The organism is Pseudomonas sp. FW305-96, assembly GCF_058783825.1.
The window spans coordinates 40952-59436 of the sequence record NZ_JBYSYW010000029.1 but is presented as its reverse complement, the minus strand read 5'-3'; the positions used below and the strand labels follow the sequence as shown (position 1 = coordinate 59436).

Genomic DNA, 18485 nt, shown 5'->3' with positions numbered 1-18485 from the left:
TTTCATGGACAGCATCAACAGCCGTATCGCCGAGGAACTGGGCGTGCGCCCACAGCAGGTCGAAGCGGCCGTGGGCCTGTTGGACGAAGGATCGACCGTGCCCTTCATCGCCCGTTACCGCAAGGAAGTGACCGGCAGCCTGGATGACACCCAACTGCGCCACCTGGAAGAGCGCCTGCGCTACCTGCGCGAGCTCGACGAGCGCCGCGCCAGCATCCTGGCCAGCATCGAGGAGCAGGGCAAGCTGACTCCGGAGCTGGCCCGCGAGATCAAGCTGGCCGATACCAAGACCCGCCTCGAAGACCTTTACCTGCCGTACAAGCAGAAGCGCCGCACCAAGGGCCAGATCGCCCTGGAAGCAGGCCTGGGGGAGCTGGCCGACGGTCTATTCAACGATCCGCAGTTGAACCCGGAAAGCGAAGCGGCACGTTTCGTCGACGCCGAAAAAGGCGTGGCCGACGTGAAGGCCGCCTTGGAAGGCGCCAAGTACATCCTGATGGAGCGCTTCGCCGAAGATGCCGCCTTGCTCGACAAGCTGCGCAGCTTCCTCAAGCAGGAAGCGGTACTGACCGCCCGCGTGGTCGCTGGCAAGGAAGAGGAAGGCGCCAAGTTCCGCGACTACTTCGCCCACGACGAACTGCTGCGCACCGCGCCGTCGCACCGTGCCCTGGCGATCTTCCGCGGGCGCAACGAAGGCGTGCTGAGCGCCTCGCTGAAGGTCGGCGAAGAACTGCCGGGCACCCTGCACCCGTGCGAGGTGATGATCGGCAACCATGTCGGCATCGAAAACCGCAACCGCCCCGCCGACAAGTGGCTGGGCGAGGTGGTGCGCTGGACCTGGAAGGTCAAGCTCTACACCCACCTGGAAACCGACCTGTTCGGCGAGCTGCGCGACAACGCCGAAGGCGAGGCGATCAACGTCTTCGCCCACAACCTGCACGACCTGCTGCTGGCCGCCCCGGCCGGCCCGCGCGCCACCCTGGGCTTCGACCCGGGCCTGCGCACCGGCTGCAAGATCGCCGTGGTCGATGCCACCGGCAAGCTGCTGGACTACACCACGGTCTACCCGCACGCGCCGAAGAACGACTGGGACCGCACCATTTCCGTGATGGCCGCGCTGTGCGCCAAACACTCGGTGGAGCTGATCGCCATCGGCAACGGCACTGCCAGCCGCGAGAGCGACAAGCTGGTGGCGGAGCTGGTGAAGAAGTACCCGGCACTGAAGATCACCAAGATCATGGTTTCCGAGGCTGGCGCTTCGGTGTACTCGGCCTCTGAACTGGCCGCCCGCGAGTTCCCGGATCTGGACGTGTCGATCCGCGGCGCGGTGTCCATCGCCCGCCGTCTGCAGGACCCGCTGGCCGAACTGGTGAAGATCGACCCGAAATCCATCGGTGTCGGCCAGTACCAGCACGACGTGTCGCAGGTGAAACTGGCCCGTGGCCTGGACGCCGTGGTCGAGGACTGCGTGAACGCCGTGGGCGTGGACGTCAACACCGCCTCGGTGGCGCTGCTGACGCGCATTTCCGGCCTCAATGCCACCCTGGCGCAGAATATCGTGGCCCACCGCGACGCCAACGGCCCGTTCGCCACCCGCGCCGCGCTGAAAAAGGTCAGCCGCCTGGGCGAGAAAACCTTCGAGCAGGCCGCCGGCTTCCTGCGTGTGATGAACGGCGACAACCCGCTGGACGCCTCGGCGGTGCACCCGGAAGCCTACCCACTGGTGCAGCGCATCGCCGCCGACACCGACCGCGACATCCGCTCGCTGATCGGCGACAGCAGCTTCCTCAAGCGCCTGGATCCGAAGAAATTCACCGACGAGTCCTTCGGCCTGCCGACCGTCACCGACATCCTCCAGGAACTCGACAAGCCAGGTCGCGACCCGCGTCCGGAGTTCAAGACTGCCACCTTCCAGGACGGCGTCGAGGACCTGAAGGACCTGGAACCCGGCATGATCCTCGAAGGCGTGGTGACTAACGTCACCAACTTCGGTGCTTTCGTCGACATCGGCGTGCACCAGGATGGCCTGGTACACATCTCGGCGCTGTCGGAGAAGTTCGTCAAGGATCCGCGTGAAGCGGTCAAGGCCGGCGACGTGGTCAAGGTCAAGGTCATGGAAGTGGACATCCCGCGCAAGCGCGTCGGCCTGTCCATGCGCATGAGCGATACCCCGGGCGAGAAGGTCGAGGGCAACCGTGGCGGCAACCGCGGCAATGGCGGCAACCGTCAGCAGCAGGCGCCGCGCCAGCGCGAGACCGCCACCGCCGCGCCGGCCAACAACGCCATGGCGGCGCTGTTCGCCAACGCCAAGCAACTGAAGAAGAAGTGATGGAAGTACCGAAGGAGTACGTCGAAAGCGCCTTCAGCCAGCTCCTCGGCTGCCGCCTGCAACGCCTGGAAACGGGTGTTGCAGAGGTGGCCCTGGCACTTGAGCCGCACCTGCGCAACCGTGGCCAGAAGCTGCACGGCGGGGCGATCTTCAGCCTGGTCGACATCGCCATGGGCCTGGCCTGCTCGGCCAGCCATGGCTTCGACCAGCAGAGCGTGACCATCGAATGCAAGATCAACTACATGCGCGCCGTCAGCGAGGGCGAGGTCGTGTGCACCGCCCGGGTGCTGCATGCGGGACGGCGCACCCTCGTGGTCGACGCCGACGTGCTCCAGGACGACAAGCTGGTGGCCAAGGCGCAGGGAACCTTCGCGGTTCTCTAGCTGACAGGCCCCGATCTGCGGTATTTTCGGCGTAATGCTGTACACCTGATCGCGGGGCAAGCCCGCCCCCACGAACGTTTCTACGCTTCGTGGGAGCGGGCTTGCCCCGCGATCAGACGCATACAGGCCAGCGACGGAACCGCGTAAACCAGGCGACAACGCCAGTTCCTTTCCCAACTACCCTTGTAGACCGTCATCTCTACCCCCATATTGGGGCGACTGACGCGTGAAGGAATCCATCTTGAGCGACCTCCTCAACCGCCGCCTGAGCCTGCTCGGCGACAATATCGACCTGCTCAAGCAGTGCCTGCACGGCATTGAGCGCGAATGCCTGCGCGTGACCGACCAAGGTCGCCTGGCCCAGACCCCGCACCCCGAAGCACTGGGTTCGGCGCTGACCAACGAGCAGATCACCACCGACTATTCCGAGTCGCTGCTGGAGTTCATCACCCCGGCCCTGGCGGACCCTGCCAAGGTGCTCGAAAGCCTCGAACAGACCCACTGCTTCGTCTACAGCAAACTGGGCGACGAACTGCTGTGGAGCCCGTCGATGCCCTGCGCGCTGCCGGCCGAGGAGGACATCCCGATCGCCGAGTACGGCAGCTCGAACATCGGCAAGCTCAAGCACGTGTACCGCAAGGGCCTGGCCCTGCGTTACGGCCGTACCATGCAATGCATCGCCGGCATCCATTACAACTTCTCGCTGCCCGAGGCGCTGTGGCCGCTGTTGCGCGATGCCGAAGGCGGCGAGCAGGACGACCGCGACTACCAGTCCTCGGCCTATATCGCGCTGATCCGCAACTTCCGCCGCTACAGCTGGCTGCTGATGTACCTGTTCGGCGCGTCCCCGGCCCTGGACAAAGGCTTCCTGCGCGGCCGCCCGCACCAGCTCGAAGAGCTTGACGCCGAAACACTGTACCTGCCCTATGCCACCAGCCTGCGCATGAGCGACCTGGGCTACCAGAGCAACGCCCAGGCGGGCCTCACGCCCTGCTACAACAACCTGGCCAGCTACACCGACAGCCTGCGCAAGGCCGTGGGCACGCCCTACCCGCCCTATGTCGAGGTCGGCACGCACGTCGATGGCGAGTGGGTGCAGTTGAACACCAACATCCTGCAGATCGAGAACGAGTACTACTCGAATATCCGCCCCAAGCGCGTCACTTACACCGGCGAGCGGCCGATCCAGGCCCTGACCTCGCGCGGCGTGCAGTACGTGGAAGTGCGCTGCCTGGACATCAACCCGTTCCTGCCAGTGGGCATCGACCTGACCGAAGCCCGTTTCCTCGACGCCTTCCTGCTGTTCTGCGCCCTCGAAGAGAGCCCGCAACTGGACAACGGCGAGTGCGGCCAGTGCACCGACAACTTCCTCACCGTGGTCAAGGAAGGTCGGCGTCCGGGCCTGGAGCTGCGCCGTGACGGCCAACCGGTCGCGTTGAAGCAATGGGCAAGCGAACTCATCAAGCGGATCGGCCAGCTGGCCGGGCTGCTCGACCGTGCCCAGGGTGGCAATGACCACGCCAAGGCCCTGGAAGCACAGCAGGCCAAGGTCGACGATCCCGAACTGACGCCATCGGCCCAGGTGCTGGCGCGCATGACCGAACATGACGAGACCTTCGTCCAGTTCTCCCTGCGCCAGAGCCGCCTGCACGCCGAGAGCTTCCGCGAGCAGCCACTGAGCAGCGCGCAGCAACAGGCCTTCGAAACCCTGGCTCGCGAGTCGATCGCCAAGCAGTCCGAGCTGGAACAGGAAGAGGTCGGTGACTTCGACCTGTTCGTCGGCGCCTACCAGGCCAGCATCCTGGCAATCAGCAACTGATGAACCGCACCGCCACCCCGCGCAAGCCACGCGCCAGCAGCCAGGCCAGGATCGAAGCGATCCTCGCCGCGGCGCGCGAGCTGCTGGCAGGCCAAGGTGTGGCGGGGTTGTCGATCTACAGCGTGGCCGAACGGGCGCAGATTCCGCCCTCGTCGGTGTATCACTTCTTCGCCAGCGTGCCGGCCTTGCTGGAGGCGCTGACCGCCGACGTGCATCGGGCTTTTCGCGAAGCCTTGAGCGCACCGATCGACAGCGCGGCGTTCAGCACCTGGCATGGCCTGTCGCGGCTGATCGAGCAGCGCATGCTCGCCATCTACAACGAAGACGCCGCGGCGCGGCAACTGATCCTCGCCCAGCATGGTTTGAGCGAAGTGGTCCAGGCTGATCGCCAGCATGATCTGGAACTGGGCGAGTTGATGCACCAGCTGTTCGACCGGCACTTTCAGTTGCCAGCGATGCCGAGGGATGTGCACGTGTTCGCCCTGGCGATGGAACTGAGCGACCGGGTGTATGCCCGCTCGATGCAGCTGCATGAGGCGATCACGCCACGCATGGCGGAGGAAGGGATGCGCGTGTTCGAGGCGTATCTGGGGCTGTATCTGCCGCCTTATCTGGCCAAACGCTGACCCTGAGCCCTGCAAATATCCTGTAGGAGCGGCTTTAGCCGCAATGCAGCCAACGCGATGTCTGGCACCCGCTCCGCGGGTGATCGCGGCTAAAGCCGCTCCTAGAAGGTACCGTGCAAGACTTCAGAGCTTGGCGATAGACACCTCGGTCGATTTCACGAAGGCGATCACCTCGCTGCCCACCTGCAACTCGAGCTCCTTCACGGAACGGGTGGTAATCACCGAGGTGACGATGCCAGAGGCGGTCTGCACGTCGATTTCCGACAGTACCGGGCCTTCGAGAATTTCCTTCACGGTGCCTTTGAACTGGTTGCGAACGTTGATGGCTTTGATGGTCATGGCGTCATTCCTTTTTGCGGTTTCGGGGATTCAATGAGCCCAGCGCAACTGCGTGGGCAACGGGCCGACAGGTTCCGGATCGGGCGGCGTGCCCGGGACGGAGAGAACACGGTTGAGCACTTCGCTTTCCAGCGCCGCCAGGCGGTGCGAACCCCGCACTCGAGGTCGCGGCAGGTCGATGACCAGGTCCAGGCCGACGGCGCCGTCTTCGATCAGGATCACTCGGTCGGCCACGGCGACGGCTTCGCTGACGTCGTGGGTGACCAGCAGCACGGTGAAACCGTGCTGGCGCCACAGGCGCTCGATCAGTTGCTGCATCTCGATACGGGTCAGGGCGTCCAGCGCGCCCAAGGGTTCATCCAGCAGCAGCAGACGCGGCTGATGAATGAGCGCCCGGGCCAGGGCCACCCGCTGTTTCTGGCCACCGGACAAGGCTGCCGGCCACTCATTGGCGCGATCGACCAGGCCGACCGCCTCCAGGGCTTCCAGGGCGCGTGGCCGCCAGTTGCCGGACAACCCCAGGCCAACGTTGTCGATCACCTTCTTCCAGGGCAGCAGGCGCGCGTCCTGGAACATCAGCCGGGTATCCTCGCGGGCCTCGGCAAGCGCCGCGGCGCCCGCCAGCAATTGGCCGCCACTGGGCTGGTCGAGCCCGGCCAGCAGGCGCAGCAAGGTGCTTTTACCGCAACCACTGCGACCAACGATGGCGACGAACTGGCCAGCCGGAATGTGCAGATCGATCCCGCGCAGCACTTCGCGCTGGCCGAACGTACGACGCAGGTCCCTGGCCGCCAGGGGGATGCCACGCAGCAGGCGTGGCGGTTGTGCCTTGAGTACCGTCATCACGCGCCCTCCTTCTTCGCCACCTGGTAGGCCGGGTGCCAACGCAGCCACACACGCTCCAGGCCACGGGCGGCCAGGTCGGCGAGCTTGCCGAGTACCGCGTACAGGACGATGGCCAGCACCACCACGTCGGTCTGCAGGAATTCGCGGGCGTTCATCGCCAGATAGCCGATACCGGCATTGGCCGAGATGGTCTCGGCGACGATCAACGTCAGCCACATGAAACCCAGGGCGAAACGCACGCCGACCAGGATCGAAGGCAGCGCCCCCGGCAGGATCACCTGACGGAACAGCGCGAAGCCCGACAGCCCGTAGCTGCGCGCCATCTCCACCAGCGCCGGATCGACATTGCGGATCCCGTGATAGGTGTTCAGGTAGATGGGGAACAGCGTCCCCAGGGCCACCAGGAAAATCTTTGCCGACTCGTCGATGCCGAACCACAGGATCACCAGCGGGATCAGCGCCAGGTGCGGCACGTTGCGGATCATCTGCACCGAACTGTCGAGCAGGCGCTCGCCCCAGTTCGACAGGCCGGTGATGAAGCCGAGCAACAAGCCGAGACTGCCGCCGATCACGAAGCCCAGGCCGGCACGCCAGCCGCTGATGGCCAGGTGGGTCCAGATCTGGCCACTGCGCACCAGCTCGACGCCGGCACTGACCACCGCGCTCGGCGCCGGCAGGATGCGGGTCGACAGCCAGCCTGCGCTGACCGCCAACTGCCAAACCGCCAGCAGCAGGATCGGCAGGGCCCAGGGCGCCAGGCGCTTGGACCAGGTGGTGGTGGATGCACGACTCATGGCCTCGGCCCTCAGCTCTGCGACACGGACTTGGGCAGGATGTCGTTGGCGACCATTTCACCGAACGGGCTTACGTAGCCACCGGTTTTCGGCTGCTCCGGGCGCTGCACGTCCAGATGCGGGAACAGCAGCTCGGCGACCCGGTACGACTCTTCGAGGTGTGGATAACCCGAGAAGATGAAGGTATCGATGCCAAGATCGGCGTATTCCTTGACCCGCGCCGCGACGGTCGGGCCATCGCCCACCAACGCGGTGCCGGCACCGCCACGCACCAGGCCGACACCGGCCCACAGGTTAGGGGCCACTTCGAGCTTGTCGCGCTTGCCACCGTGCAGGGCGGCCATGCGCTGCTGGCCGACCGAGTCGAAGCGCGCCAGCGACGCCTGGGCGCGGGCGATGGTGTCGTCGTCCAGGTGCGAGATCAGCCTGTCGGCGGCAGCCCAGGCCTCCTCGTTGGTTTCCCGCACAATCACGTGCAAGCGAATGCCGAAGCGCACCTCACGGCCCTGGGCGGCCGCTTTCTCACGTACCGCAGCAATCTTCTCGGCCACCGCGGCCGGCGGCTCGCCCCAGGTCAGGTACAGCTCGACCTGTTCGGCGGCCAAGTCCTGGGCAGCGTCAGACGAGCCACCGAAGTACAGCGGCGGGCGCGGCTGCTGGATCGGTGGGTAGAGCAGCTTGGCGCCTTTGACCTGGATGTGCTTGCCGTCGTAGTCGACCGTTTCGCCTTCAAGCACCTTGCGCCAGATACGGGTGAATTCCACCGACGCCTCATAGCGTTCCTGGTGGTTCAGGTGCAGGCCATCACCGGCCAGTTCGTCCGGATCGCCACCAGTCACCAGGTTGAACAATGCACGGCCGTTGGACAGACGATCCAGGGTGGCGGCCTGGCGTGCAGCCACGGTCGGCGAGATGATCCCCGGGCGCAGGGCCACCAGGAACTTCAGACGCTCGGTCACCGGGATCAGCGACGCGGCCACCAGCCAGGAGTCCTCGCAGGAACGTCCGGTGGGGATCAGCACGCCGCCAAAGCCCAGGCGGTCGGCGGCCTGGGCGATCTGGCTCAGGTAGCCGTGATCGACGGCGCGGGCGCCTTCGCTGGTGCCCAGGTACTTGCCGTCACCATGGGTAGGGAGGAACCAGAAAATGTTAAGGCTCATTGGAGTTGTCTCCTCAAGGGTGGCTCATGCCGGGGCGACGCCCCGGCGCAGGCGAAACGTTCAAGGCGCACTGGCGACCTTGGCCGGGGGTGTCCAGATCACGTCCTTGATGCTCAAGGGCTTGGGAATCAGCTTCAGGGCCTGGAAGGTGTCGGCAATCTTCTGCTGTGCGGCGATCACTTCCGGGGTCAGCGGCGCGGCTCCGTAGCCTTGGCGCTTGACCGAAGTCAGGGTGATGTCGGCGGGCAGGCCGAGCAACGGCGCAACCTGGTCGGTGACCTGCTGCGGATTGGCCTGGGACCATTCGCCCACGGCGCGCACTTCTTCGACCAGGGTGTTGATCACCGCCGGGTGCTGGGTGGCATAGCTGCGGGTGGCGAGGTAGAACTGATGGTTGTCGACCAGGTCCTTGCCGTCACGCAGGGTGCGTGCCTGCAGCTGTTGCTCGGCGGCGGCCTGGTACGGATCCCAGATCACCCAGGCATCGACACTGCCACGCTCGAAGGCGGCGCGGGCATCGGCCGGGGGCAGGTAGACGGGCTGGATATCGGTGTACTTGAGACCGGCGTCTTCCAGGGCACGCACCAGCAGGTAATGCACGTTGGAACCCTTGTTGAGGGCGACTTTCCTGCCCTTGAGCTCCTTCACCGACTGGATCGTCGACCCCTTCGGCACCAGGATCGCCTCGCTGTGCGGAGCTGGCGGCTCATAGGCGACGTAGAGCAGATCGGCGCCCGCGGCCTGGGCAAACACCGGCGGCGTTTCGCCGGTCACGCCAAAGTCGATGGAGCCGACGTTGAGCCCTTCGAGCAGCTGTGGCCCTCCGGGGAACTCGGTCCATTGCACGTCGATGCCCTGTTCCTTCAGGCGCTTTTCCAGCGAACCCTTGGCCTTGAGCAGCACCAGGGTGCCGTATTTCTGGTAACCGATACGCAGGCTCTCGGCCTGGGCTTGGCTGATGGCGCCGAAGGACACAGCCGCCGCGAACAGGGCGACCAGACCACGACGCAAGAAGACTGTGCGCATGGCGCTCTCCTGTGCGAGTTGGGTTCGGGTAGCACCTGCTTGCCTCGTTGGCGGGCGAGTAAGGTGGGGACAGCGATGGAGCGGTCAAGCCTGGTTCAGATACTCCAGCGGGCACTGATCAGGCGTTCGTTGAGCACGCCGGGGGCGACAGGTTGGGGCCGGCGTGCCATGGCGCTGTGGAACGTTTCCAGCGAATCCTGCAGGCGCTGCTCCAGGGCAGCGGCCAGTTGCGCGGGCCTGGAGCCCTCACCGTAGGCAATCTGGCTGTCGTCGGCGAAGATCCCTTGCAGGGTCTCCTGCGCCTTGAGGGCCGACAGCACGGGCTTGAGCGCGTAGTCCACGGCCAGCATGTGGGCGATGCTGCCACCGGTTGCGATCGGCAATACCACCTTGTGTTCCAGGGCCCGCTCGGGCAGCAGGTCGAGCAAGGTCTTCAAGGCCCCGGCGAAGGACGCCTTGTACACCGGGGTGGCCACCACCAGGCCGTCGGCCTGGGCTACAAGTTCGTTGAAGTGGCGCACCTGCGGGCTGTCGAAACGGGCATGCAGCAGATCTTCGGCGGGAAACTCACGCACCTGGAAGGTCACCACTTCGACACCCCGCTCCTGCAGCCAGTCGCGCGAGCGTTCTAGCAGCACGCCGGAGCGTGAACGAAGACTGGGGCTACCACCGACAGAGACAACCAGCATTGAAAGCGCTTCCTTCGATTCGATTGCAGGGCCGCGAGGGGTTGTCCCCGCTGGATGTAACGACATTAACAGCTCGTCACATATACCTATAAATCATATTTTTTCATTTGTTTATTCCATTTGTGAATTTCGGATTTGTTGTAGCCACGCAATAAAAAAGGGCCGTCGAAACGGCCCGAAGATCCCTGCTTGGCTAAGAGCAATGCAACGAGGAATGCTTCAGCGATTGGGTTGCGGGGTCAGCCGCAGATAGGGTTTCACCGCCCGATACCCTTTCGGGAAACGACGTTTGATTTCATCTTCGTCCTTGAGCGAAGGCACGATCACTACCTCATCGCCGTCCTGCCAGTTGCCCGGCGTGGCGACCTTGTAGTTGTCGGTCAGCTGCAGCGAGTCGATCACCCGCAGGATCTCGTTGAAGCTGCGCCCGGTACTGGCCGGATAGGTAATGGTCAGGCGCACCTTCTTGTTCGGGTCGATGACGAACAGCGAGCGCACGGTCAGGGTGTCGCTGGCATTGGGGTGGATCAGGTCGTACAGGTCGGACACCTTGCGGTCGGCATCGGCGATGATCGGGAAGTTGACCACGGTGTTCTGGGTCTCGTTGATATCGTCGATCCACTTGTGGTGCGAGTCCACCGGGTCCACCGACAGGGCGATGGCCTTGATCCCGCGCTTGGCGAAATCATCCTTGAGCTTGGCGGTCAGGCCCAGTTCGGTGGTGCACACCGGGGTGAAATCGGCCGGGTGGGAGAACAGCACGCCCCAGCTGTCGCCCAGCCATTCGTGGAAACGGATCTTGCCGGCGCTGGAATCCTGTTCGAAATCGGGGGCGATATCGCCAAGTTTGAGGCTCATGGAAGCGGCTCCTGTGCTGTGTCTGGCCTTGTGGGTTCAATGTGCCTGCTTCCGAATAAAAACAAAAAGAATAAATATCGATTTATTTATAACCATATTGCATACGAATTCGCAGGCACAAAAAAGCCTCGCACTAGGCGAGGCTTTCTTTGTGCAGCTACGACTTACATGAAGGCGTAAGTGTAGTTGACGATGAAGCGAGTCTGGTCCTGGTCTTTGGTGAACTCGCTGGTCGAGCCACCGCTGCCACGGTACACGCCTTGGCGCAGGCTGAAGCCCAGGCCTTTGAAGGTGCCTTGCTGGATGGTGTAGTCGACGCGAGCGTCACGCTCCCACTCGTTGTAGGTGCCGTGGCCACTCTTGTAGCGAATGTCGTCACCACGCAGGTAGGCGACGGAAGCCTTCAGGCCTGGTACGCCCAGCGCAGCGAAATCATAGGAGTACTGACCGAAGTTGGTGTTCTCGCCAGCACGAGCGAACTGGTTGATCATGCTGTCGGTGAACAGGTAGAAGCTGGAACCGCCAGCGCCTTCCGAAGTACCGCTGTCGTTCACCAGGTTGCCCTGGCCCATCCAGACGAAGCCGCCATCGTCGCCAACCTGCTGGCGACCGAGCATCAGCGCGTGGCCACCCAGGGTGTAGGTGAACATGGCCGACCAGGTCTTGTTGTCGACCTTGCCGGTGTTCTTGGCGTAGCCGCCGTTGTTGCTGAAGTTGTAGGTGGCGTCGTGGCCGTTCTTGCCGTCGCTGCTGCTGTCGAAGTAGCGCAGGTCGGTCTTGAACGACTGGTCGTCAGCGATCTTGAAGACGTGGGTGGCGCCCAGGAAGTGCTGCTTGTAGAAGTCTTCCAGGTTCGAGTAGTAGTACTGCAGGGTCAGGTCTGGAGTGAGCTTGTAGTCCAGGCCACCGTAGCGGAACTTGTTGCTTTCGGCCGTGGCGCCTGCCACGGACAGACCGGTACGGTTGCTCGAGGCACGACCCATGGCGTGAGTCAGCTGACCGGCGTTGATGGTCAGGTTGTCGATTTCCTTCGACTGGATGGTGCCACCCTCGAAGGTTTGTGGCAGCAGACGGCCATCGTTGGAGACCAGAATCGGCAGGTTCGGCGCGAGAGCGCTACCGAAGTGTGCTTCGGTCTTGGAGAAGCGAGCCTTGGCATTGGCACCGAAACGGGCCCACTGGTCTGCGGCACCTTTGCCGTCATCCGGGAAGAAGCCACCCTTGTGATAACCCTTGCCGCCGTCCAGACGGATGCCCCACAGGGCCTGGGCGTCAACACCGAAACCGACGGTGCCCTCAGTGAAGCCCGAGATGTAGTCGAGCTTGAAACCCTGGCCAGACTCACGCTGATCCGGGCGAGGGTTGCCGTGGGCTTCACGGTTATCGTTGTTGAAGTACATGGTGCGCGAGCTCAGGGACAGCTTGCTGTCCTCGACGAAACCTGCAGCGCCTGCTTGTTGGGCGAGAACCCCCAGTGCCACGGCCAGAGCCAGGCTGGACTTGTACATGTTTTGCTCCTCTACGTTCTAATTTTTGTGCGTCTCAAGCGGCGGAGTCTGCTGCCCCACTCACCCGGATTGGCGATTTAGCCCTAAAGCGTGACCGCCAAGTCAATCGCTAACGATCGATTCGCGACTTTGGTCTAATCCGTCGATCTGCGCTACAGGATAATGACAATCCTATAAATCCAAAATGACCGTTTTATGAATCTGTAAGATTTTTACGGAATAACATCGGAACCATTCCTGCAAATCGTTGTATCGACGCCGTCAATCATACCTTTAGGTTATGTGCAAACGTTTGCAGAGGTGGCGACAGATGGCCTCTCGTCGGAACCGATCAAGCCTAGCTGGCTTGGCAGATTCCGCCACCAGCACTGCCACCCCACACGGGCGGGGTGTCAGAGCGATTGGCTTTTAAGCTAATTCTAAAAAGTTATTTATTTCATGTTTCTTAGATCATCTAGTCTTCTCGCCATCTATCCCCGAATGCCTGACGAGAGGTTCAACCATGATCCCGCATGCTCCGCTGCGCCTGTTCGCCGCCCTGACCCTCGCCAGTGCCAGCTGGCTGGCCCAGGCCGCCGACCTGACCGTCGCCTACCAGACCACCGTCGACCCGGCCAAGGTGGCCCAGGTCGATGGCACCTATGAAAAGGACAGCAAGGCCAGCATCGACTGGCGCAAGTTCGACAACGGCGCCGATGTGATCACCGCCGTCGCCTCGGGCGACGTGCAGATCGGCTACCTCGGCTCCAGCCCGCTGGCCGCCGCCGCCACCCGCAAACTGCCTGTGGAAACCTTCCTGATCGCCACCCAGATCGGCGCCGGCGAGGCCCTTGTCGCCCGCGACAGCATCAAGACCCCGCAGGATCTGGTCGGCAAGAAAGTCGCCGTGCCGTTCGTTTCCACCGGCCACTACAGCCTGTTGGCCGCACTGAAGAGCTGGAACATCGACCCGTCGAAAGTGCAGATCCTCAACCTCGCGCCACCGGCGATCATCGCCGCCTGGAAACGCGGCGACATCGACGCCACCTACGTCTGGGACCCGGCCCTGGGCGTGGCCAAGGAGAACGGCAAGGTGCTGATCACCTCCGGCGAGCTGGCCGAGAAAGGCGCGCCGACCTTCGATGCCTGGATCGTGCGCAAGGACTTCGCCGCCAAGCACCCGGAGATCGTCAAGTCGTTCGCCAAGGTCACCCTCGACGCCTACGCCGACTACCGCAAGGACCCGAAAGCCTGGCTGGCCGACAAGGACAACGTCGCCAAACTGGTCAAGTTGTCCGGTGCCAAGCCCGCCGATATTCCGGTGCTGCTGCAGGGCAACGTCTACCCACTGGCCGCCGACCAGGCCAATGCCCTTGGCGCACCGACCACCCAGGCGCTGACCGACACCGCCACCTTCCTCAAGCAGCAGGGCAAGGTTGATGCCGTGCTGCCGGACTACGCGCCCTACGTCAGCGCACAGTACCTGCCCAACTGATCCGGAGCCCGTCATGGCCTTGCTCGAGCTGGAGCGCATCAGCGCACAGTACCCCGGCGCCACCACCCCGGTGCTGGCCGACATCAACCTGAGCCTGGGTCCGCGCCAGCTGCTGGTGGCCCTCGGGCCTTCCGGCAGCGGCAAGACCTCGCTACTCAACCTGATCGCAGGCTTCGTCGCCCCCAGTGGCGGGCACATCACCCTCGATGCCGCACCGGTGCAAGGCCCGGGCGCCGAGCGCGGCGTGGTGTTCCAGGACGATGCCCTGCTGCCCTGGCAGGACGTGCTCGGCAACGTCGCCTTCGGCCTGGAGCTGGCCGGCGTGCCGCGTGCGCAGCGTGAAGCCAAGGCGCGCGAGATGCTCACACTGGTCGACCTGGCCGGCTTCGGCGAGCGGCGTGTATGGCAATTGTCCGGCGGGCAGAAACAACGTGTCGGCCTGGCCCGGGCGCTGGCCGCCGACCCACGGGTGCTGTTGATGGATGAACCGTTCGGCGCCCTCGATGCCTTTACCCGCGAACAGATGCAGGAGCTGCTGCTGCAGGTCTGGCAGCGCACCGCCAAGCCAGTGTTCCTGATCACCCACGACATTGAGGAGGCGGTGTTCCTCGCCACCGAGCTGGTGCTCCTGGCGCCCAATCCGGGGCGCGTGGTCGAACGCCTGCAACTGGACTTCGGCCAGCGCTACGCCGCTGGTGAGTCGGCCCGGGCGATCAAATCCGATCCACGCTTCATCGAAACCCGCGAGCACGTGCTGGCGCGGGTGTTCTCGCAACGTCAGGAGTCCGCATGAGCAGCATCGAATTGCCAGCCGCCGCCAAGCATGCAGCCCGGACGCCACCTGTCGTGAAAACCCGCAAGCCCTTGCCGACCCGCTTGATCAGCGCCCTCACCCTGGCCTCGCTGCTGCTGGTGTGGTGGCTGGTTACCGCCGCCGGCTGGATCGAGCCGCTGTTCCTGCCCTCGCCCGCCGATATCCTGGCCAAGGGCTGGACGCTGCTCACCCAGGGCTACATGGACGCCAGCCTGTGGCAGCACCTGGGCGCGAGCCTGGGGCGCATCGGCCTGGCGCTGCTGGCCGCCACCCTGACCGCCATCCCGGTGGGCATCGCCATCGGCTACAACCGCGTGGCCCGCGGCATCCTCGACCCGCTGATCGAGTTCTACCGACCGATCCCGCCGCTGGCCTACCTGCCGCTGATCGTCATCTGGTGCGGCATAGGCGAGCTGTCGAAAGTGCTTTTGATCTACCTGGCGATCTTCGCCCCGATTGCCATCGCCACCGCCACCGGCGTGCGCACCGTCGACCCGGCCAAGCTGCGCGCCGCGCAGTCGCTGGGCGCCAGCAAAATCCAGCTGATCCGCCATGTGATCCTGCCCAGTGCACTGCCCGACATTCTCACCGGCATCCGCATCGGCCTCGGCGTGGGCTGGTCGACCCTGGTGGCCGCCGAGCTGATCGCCGCCACCAGTGGCCTGGGCTTCATGGTGCAGTCGGCAGCGCAGTTCCTGGTCACCGATGTGGTGGTCCTGGGGATCCTGCTGATCGCCCTGATCGCCTTCGCCCTGGAGATGGGCCTGCGCGCCCTGCAGCGCAAGCTGGTGCCCTGGCACGGCCAGAGCCATTGACCACCGAATGACCACGCCGGCAACCCGGCACCTGCAACGAGAAACCACATGAGCCTGACCGTTACCCCCTTGAGCCCGGCACTGGGCGCGCAGATCAGCGGCGTGGACATCAGCCGCGACATCACTGCCGAACAGCGTGACGCCATCGAGCAGGCGCTGCTCGAACACCAGGTGCTGTTCTTCCGCGACCAACCGATCACCCCCGAGCAGCAGGCGCGCTTCGCCGCCCGCTTCGGCGACCTGCATATCCACCCGATCTACCCCAATGTGCCGGAGACACCGCAGGTGTTGATCCTCGACACCGCAGTTACCGACGTGCGCGACAACGCCGTGTGGCACACCGACGTAACCTTCCTGCCGACCCCGGCGCTGGGCGCGGTGCTCAGTGCCAAGCAGCTGCCGTCCTATGGTGGCGATACCCTGTGGGCCAGCGGCATAGCTGCGTTCGAGGCGCTGTCGGCGCCACTGCGCGAGATGCTCGACGGCCTGACCGCCACCCACGACTTCACCAAGTCGTTCCCGCTGGAGCGTTTCGGCACCACGCCCGAGGACCTGGCACGCTGGGAGGCGACCCGGCGCAACAACCCGCCGCTGTCGCATCCGGTGGTGCGCACCCATCCGGTCAGCGGACGCAAGGCGTTGTTCGTCAATGAAGGGTTCACCACGCGGATCAACGAACTGAACGAACTGGAGAGCGAGGCGCTGCTCAAGCTGCTGTTCGCCCATGCGACGCGACCAGAGTTCAGCATTCGCTGGCGTTGGCAGGAAAATGACGTGGCGTTCTGGGACAACCGCGTGACGCAGCACTTTGCGGTGGATGACTACCGCCCCAGCCGGCGGGTGATGCATCGGGCGACCATCCTGGGGGATGCGCCGTTCTGAAAGATCCGGGGAGGCCATTGGCCTCCTTTCGCTGGCAGGCCAGCTCCCACAGGTTTTGCCACAACCCTGCGGGAGCGTCCCCAGCGTTCTACCTGACCAGGTGCAGGTACTGCATGTGCCGCTCGTACTGGTCGAGGATGTCGTTGATGATCTGTTCCTTGCTGTAGCCCACCAGGTCGTAGTTCTGGCTGCCCTCGGACAGATGCACCTCCGCACGGTAGTAGCGGCGGTTCTTCAAGTCCTGGGTGCCCAGCCCGCCCAAGGCGAACGATGGCGTGAAGTAGCCGCGCATCTGCACCTGGTAGATGAACGGCTGCTCCTCGCCATGGCCGATCTTCAGGCTGACGTTGTCATGGCTCGGGTCGTCCTGGGTGATCAACACCAGGCCCTTCTGCTCGAACACCTCGCGCACCTCGGCGATGGCCGGGCGCACCACGTCGTCCATGAAGCGATACACCTCGTCCCGAGACGGGAAGTGCACCGCCTGGCTCAGGCGTTGGCGCCAGCCACCACGCCCGCGCCGGGATTGGGCGAACGGCGCCAGCGAATGCATCTGCGCGATCTGCCGCTGGCTTTCCAGGTAGAAGGCCTTGTGCAGCCCCCACATCATGCACAGCAGGATCAGCGAGAACGGCAACGAGGTCAGCACCACCGCCGACTTCAGCGAGTCGATGCTGCCGGCGAACAGCAGGCTGCTGGTAATCAGCGCAGTCATCGCGCCCCAGAAGATCCGCAGCCAGTTCGGACCGTCCTCGTCGGCGCCGCCGCCCTTGGCCGACAGCGTCGACAGCACCACGGTGCCGGAGTCGGCAGAAGTGACGAAGAACACGAAACTGATGAACACCGTCACGGCGATCACCGTCTTGCTCCACGGGTAGGTTTCCAGCAGCAGGTACAGGCTCATCGACGGGTTGTCGAGGGCTGACTGGCCGAGCGCGGTCATGCCGTGGTTGATCACCTGGTCCAGGGCGCTGTTGCCGAAGATCGACATCCACGCCAGGGTGAAGCCCAGCGGGATCAGCAGCACGCCGAAGACGAACTCGCGAATGGTCCGGCCCCGCGAGATACGAGCGATGAACAACCCCACGAACGGCGCCCAGGCAATCCACCAGGCCCAGTAGAACACCGTCCAGCCACCCAGCCAGTCGCGTTGTTCGCCGTAGGCGTACACATCGAAGCTCTTGCGCGGCAGGGCGCCAAGGTAGTCACCGAGGTTCTGGATCAGCGTATTGAACAGGTGCTGGGTGGGCCCGGCGAACAGCACGAACAGCAGCAGCGCGCAGGCCAGGAACAGGTTGATGTCGCTCATCACCCGCACGCCCTTCTCCACCCCGGCGACCGCCACGGCCACGGCCGCGCCCATCATCAGGGTGATGAGGATCACCTGCACCCATTGGCTGTGGCTGATGCCGAACAGGTAGTCCAGGCCTGCGTTCAGGTGGAGTACGCCGAAGCCCATGTCGGCGCCCAGGCCGAACACCGTGGCGATGATGCCGAAGCCATCCACCGCGTAGCCGATCGGCCCGTTGATGCGCTTGCCGATCAGCGGGTATAGCGCCGAGCGCAGGGCCAGTGGCAGGTTGTGACGGTAGGCGAAGTAGGCCAGCGCCATGCCGACGAAGGCGAATACGCCCCAGCCATGCAGGCCCCAGTGCAGGAACAGGATCTGCATCGCCTGGCGCCCGGCCTCGGCCGTGCCCGCCTCACCTTGTGGCGGCTGGAGCATGTGGGTCAGCGGTTCGGAGACGCAGAAGAAGAACAGCGTGATGCTGATACCGGCGGCGAACAGCATGCCGGCCCAGGACAGGTAGCTGAACTCGGGTTCGTCGTGGTCGGCGCCGAGCTTGATCTTGCCGTAGCCCGACAATGCGGTGACCACCACGAAGACCAGGTACAGGGTCATGGCCAGCATGTAGTACCAGCCGACCGTGTTGGCCGCCCAGTTCTGCGCGGCCAGCAACCACTCGCCGGCAGCCTGGGGCTGGGCGATGACGATCAGGCCGAAAATGAGGATGAAGCTTGCCGCGAAATAGAACACGGGGGGGTTCATGCGGATCTTGCCGTTGGCAAGGTCGGGGTTCGGTGCACTCATTGAACGGGCACCTCGTCACGGGACGTGAGGT

General features: G+C 64.3%; 17 protein-coding genes. 8 read left to right on the top strand and 9 right to left on the bottom strand.

All coding sequences use genetic code 11. From position 1 onward, the window contains the following. The first annotated feature begins 4 nt into the window (after positions 1 to 4). The 4 genes from AC3WL2_RS19730 (at position 5) to AC3WL2_RS19715 (ending at position 5157) form a co-directional block, all read left to right on the top strand. Positions 5 to 2329 carry a Tex family protein gene (locus AC3WL2_RS19730; RefSeq protein ID WP_102683461.1) on the top strand — a complete coding sequence of 775 codons (2325 nt, stop codon included), beginning with the start codon at positions 5 to 7 and terminating at the stop codon, positions 2327 to 2329. After that, positions 2329 to 2712 (top strand): PaaI family thioesterase, encoded by a 384-nt coding sequence (locus AC3WL2_RS19725; protein WP_102683462.1) that lies wholly within the window; start codon positions 2329 to 2331, stop codon positions 2710 to 2712. Before AC3WL2_RS19730 ends, AC3WL2_RS19725 begins: the two co-directional genes overlap by 1 nt. Positions 2713 to 2953: 241 nt before the next feature. Then, positions 2954 to 4531 carry a glutamate--cysteine ligase gene (gene gshA / locus AC3WL2_RS19720; protein ID WP_219730219.1) on the top strand — a complete coding sequence of 526 codons (1578 nt, stop codon included), beginning with the start codon at positions 2954 to 2956 and terminating at the stop codon, positions 4529 to 4531. Beyond that, positions 4531 to 5157 carry a TetR/AcrR family transcriptional regulator gene (locus AC3WL2_RS19715; protein WP_102683464.1) on the top strand — a complete coding sequence of 209 codons (627 nt, stop codon included), beginning with the start codon at positions 4531 to 4533 and terminating at the stop codon, positions 5155 to 5157. The genes gshA and AC3WL2_RS19715 overlap by 1 nt, the downstream gene beginning before the upstream one ends. A 123-nt stretch (positions 5158 to 5280) precedes the next feature. Here AC3WL2_RS19715 and AC3WL2_RS19710 read toward each other — a convergent pair whose 3' ends face one another. The 8 genes from AC3WL2_RS19710 to AC3WL2_RS19675 all read right to left on the bottom strand — a co-directional run bounded on the left by AC3WL2_RS19710 (position 5281) and on the right by AC3WL2_RS19675 (position 12377). Next, complete coding sequence (locus tag AC3WL2_RS19710) at positions 5281 to 5496, bottom strand: TOBE domain-containing protein (protein ID WP_008095172.1); 216 nt, start codon at positions 5494 to 5496, stop codon at positions 5281 to 5283. Between the two features lie 30 nt (positions 5497 to 5526). Further along, a complete protein-coding gene (gene ssuB, locus AC3WL2_RS19705; protein WP_102683465.1) occupies positions 5527 to 6339 on the bottom strand; it encodes an aliphatic sulfonates ABC transporter ATP-binding protein in 813 nt (270 codons plus the stop codon). Then, positions 6339 to 7136: an aliphatic sulfonate ABC transporter permease SsuC gene (ssuC, locus tag AC3WL2_RS19700; protein WP_046857519.1), complete on the bottom strand. Its 798-nt coding sequence runs from the start codon at positions 7134 to 7136 to the stop codon at positions 6339 to 6341. Before ssuC ends, ssuB begins: the two co-directional genes overlap by 1 nt. An 11-nt stretch (positions 7137 to 7147) precedes the next feature. Further along, the gene (gene ssuD, locus AC3WL2_RS19695; protein ID WP_038707156.1) at positions 7148 to 8296 is read right to left on the bottom strand and encodes an FMNH2-dependent alkanesulfonate monooxygenase; all 1149 of its coding nucleotides are present in this window, start codon (positions 8294 to 8296) and stop codon (positions 7148 to 7150) included. A gap of 60 nt (positions 8297 to 8356) precedes the next feature. Beyond that, positions 8357 to 9322 carry a sulfonate ABC transporter substrate-binding protein gene (locus AC3WL2_RS19690; protein ID WP_102683466.1) on the bottom strand — a complete coding sequence of 322 codons (966 nt, stop codon included), beginning with the start codon at positions 9320 to 9322 and terminating at the stop codon, positions 8357 to 8359. Between the two features lie 95 nt (positions 9323 to 9417). Then, the gene (gene ssuE, locus AC3WL2_RS19685; protein WP_023632430.1) at positions 9418 to 10011 is read right to left on the bottom strand and encodes an NADPH-dependent FMN reductase; all 594 of its coding nucleotides are present in this window, start codon (positions 10009 to 10011) and stop codon (positions 9418 to 9420) included. 219 nt (positions 10012 to 10230) lie between these two features. Then, positions 10231 to 10869: a peroxiredoxin gene (locus tag AC3WL2_RS19680; RefSeq protein WP_102683467.1), complete on the bottom strand. Its 639-nt coding sequence runs from the start codon at positions 10867 to 10869 to the stop codon at positions 10231 to 10233. A gap of 164 nt (positions 10870 to 11033) precedes the next feature. Next, a complete protein-coding gene (locus tag AC3WL2_RS19675) occupies positions 11034 to 12377 on the bottom strand; it encodes an OprD family porin (RefSeq protein WP_023632432.1) in 1344 nt (447 codons plus the stop codon). A gap of 502 nt (positions 12378 to 12879) precedes the next feature. Between AC3WL2_RS19675 and tauA the strand changes: the two genes are divergently transcribed. From tauA to tauD, 4 genes are read left to right on the top strand one after another with little or no spacing between them, the layout of a single operon-like run. Next, positions 12880 to 13851 carry a taurine ABC transporter substrate-binding protein gene (gene tauA / locus AC3WL2_RS19670; RefSeq protein WP_102683468.1) on the top strand — a complete coding sequence of 324 codons (972 nt, stop codon included), beginning with the start codon at positions 12880 to 12882 and terminating at the stop codon, positions 13849 to 13851. A 13-nt stretch (positions 13852 to 13864) separates the two neighbouring features. After that, on the top strand, positions 13865 to 14644 hold the full coding sequence (tauB, locus tag AC3WL2_RS19665) for a taurine ABC transporter ATP-binding subunit (RefSeq protein WP_102683469.1): 780 nt from the start codon (positions 13865 to 13867) through the stop codon (positions 14642 to 14644). Then, positions 14641 to 15480 carry a taurine ABC transporter permease TauC gene (gene tauC / locus AC3WL2_RS19660; RefSeq protein WP_102683470.1) on the top strand — a complete coding sequence of 280 codons (840 nt, stop codon included), beginning with the start codon at positions 14641 to 14643 and terminating at the stop codon, positions 15478 to 15480. Before tauB ends, tauC begins: the two co-directional genes overlap by 4 nt. A gap of 48 nt (positions 15481 to 15528) precedes the next feature. Next, positions 15529 to 16362, top strand: a complete 834-nt coding sequence (gene tauD / locus AC3WL2_RS19655; protein WP_102683471.1) for a taurine dioxygenase — start codon at positions 15529 to 15531, stop codon at positions 16360 to 16362. Positions 16363 to 16450: 88 nt separating this feature from the next. On the opposite strand, the gene betT is transcribed toward tauD, so the two are convergent. Beyond that, positions 16451 to 18412, bottom strand: coding sequence for a choline transporter BetT (gene betT / locus AC3WL2_RS19650; protein WP_173862440.1), 1962 nt, complete (start codon positions 18410 to 18412; stop codon positions 16451 to 16453). Positions 18413 to 18485: the final 73 nt, after the last annotated feature.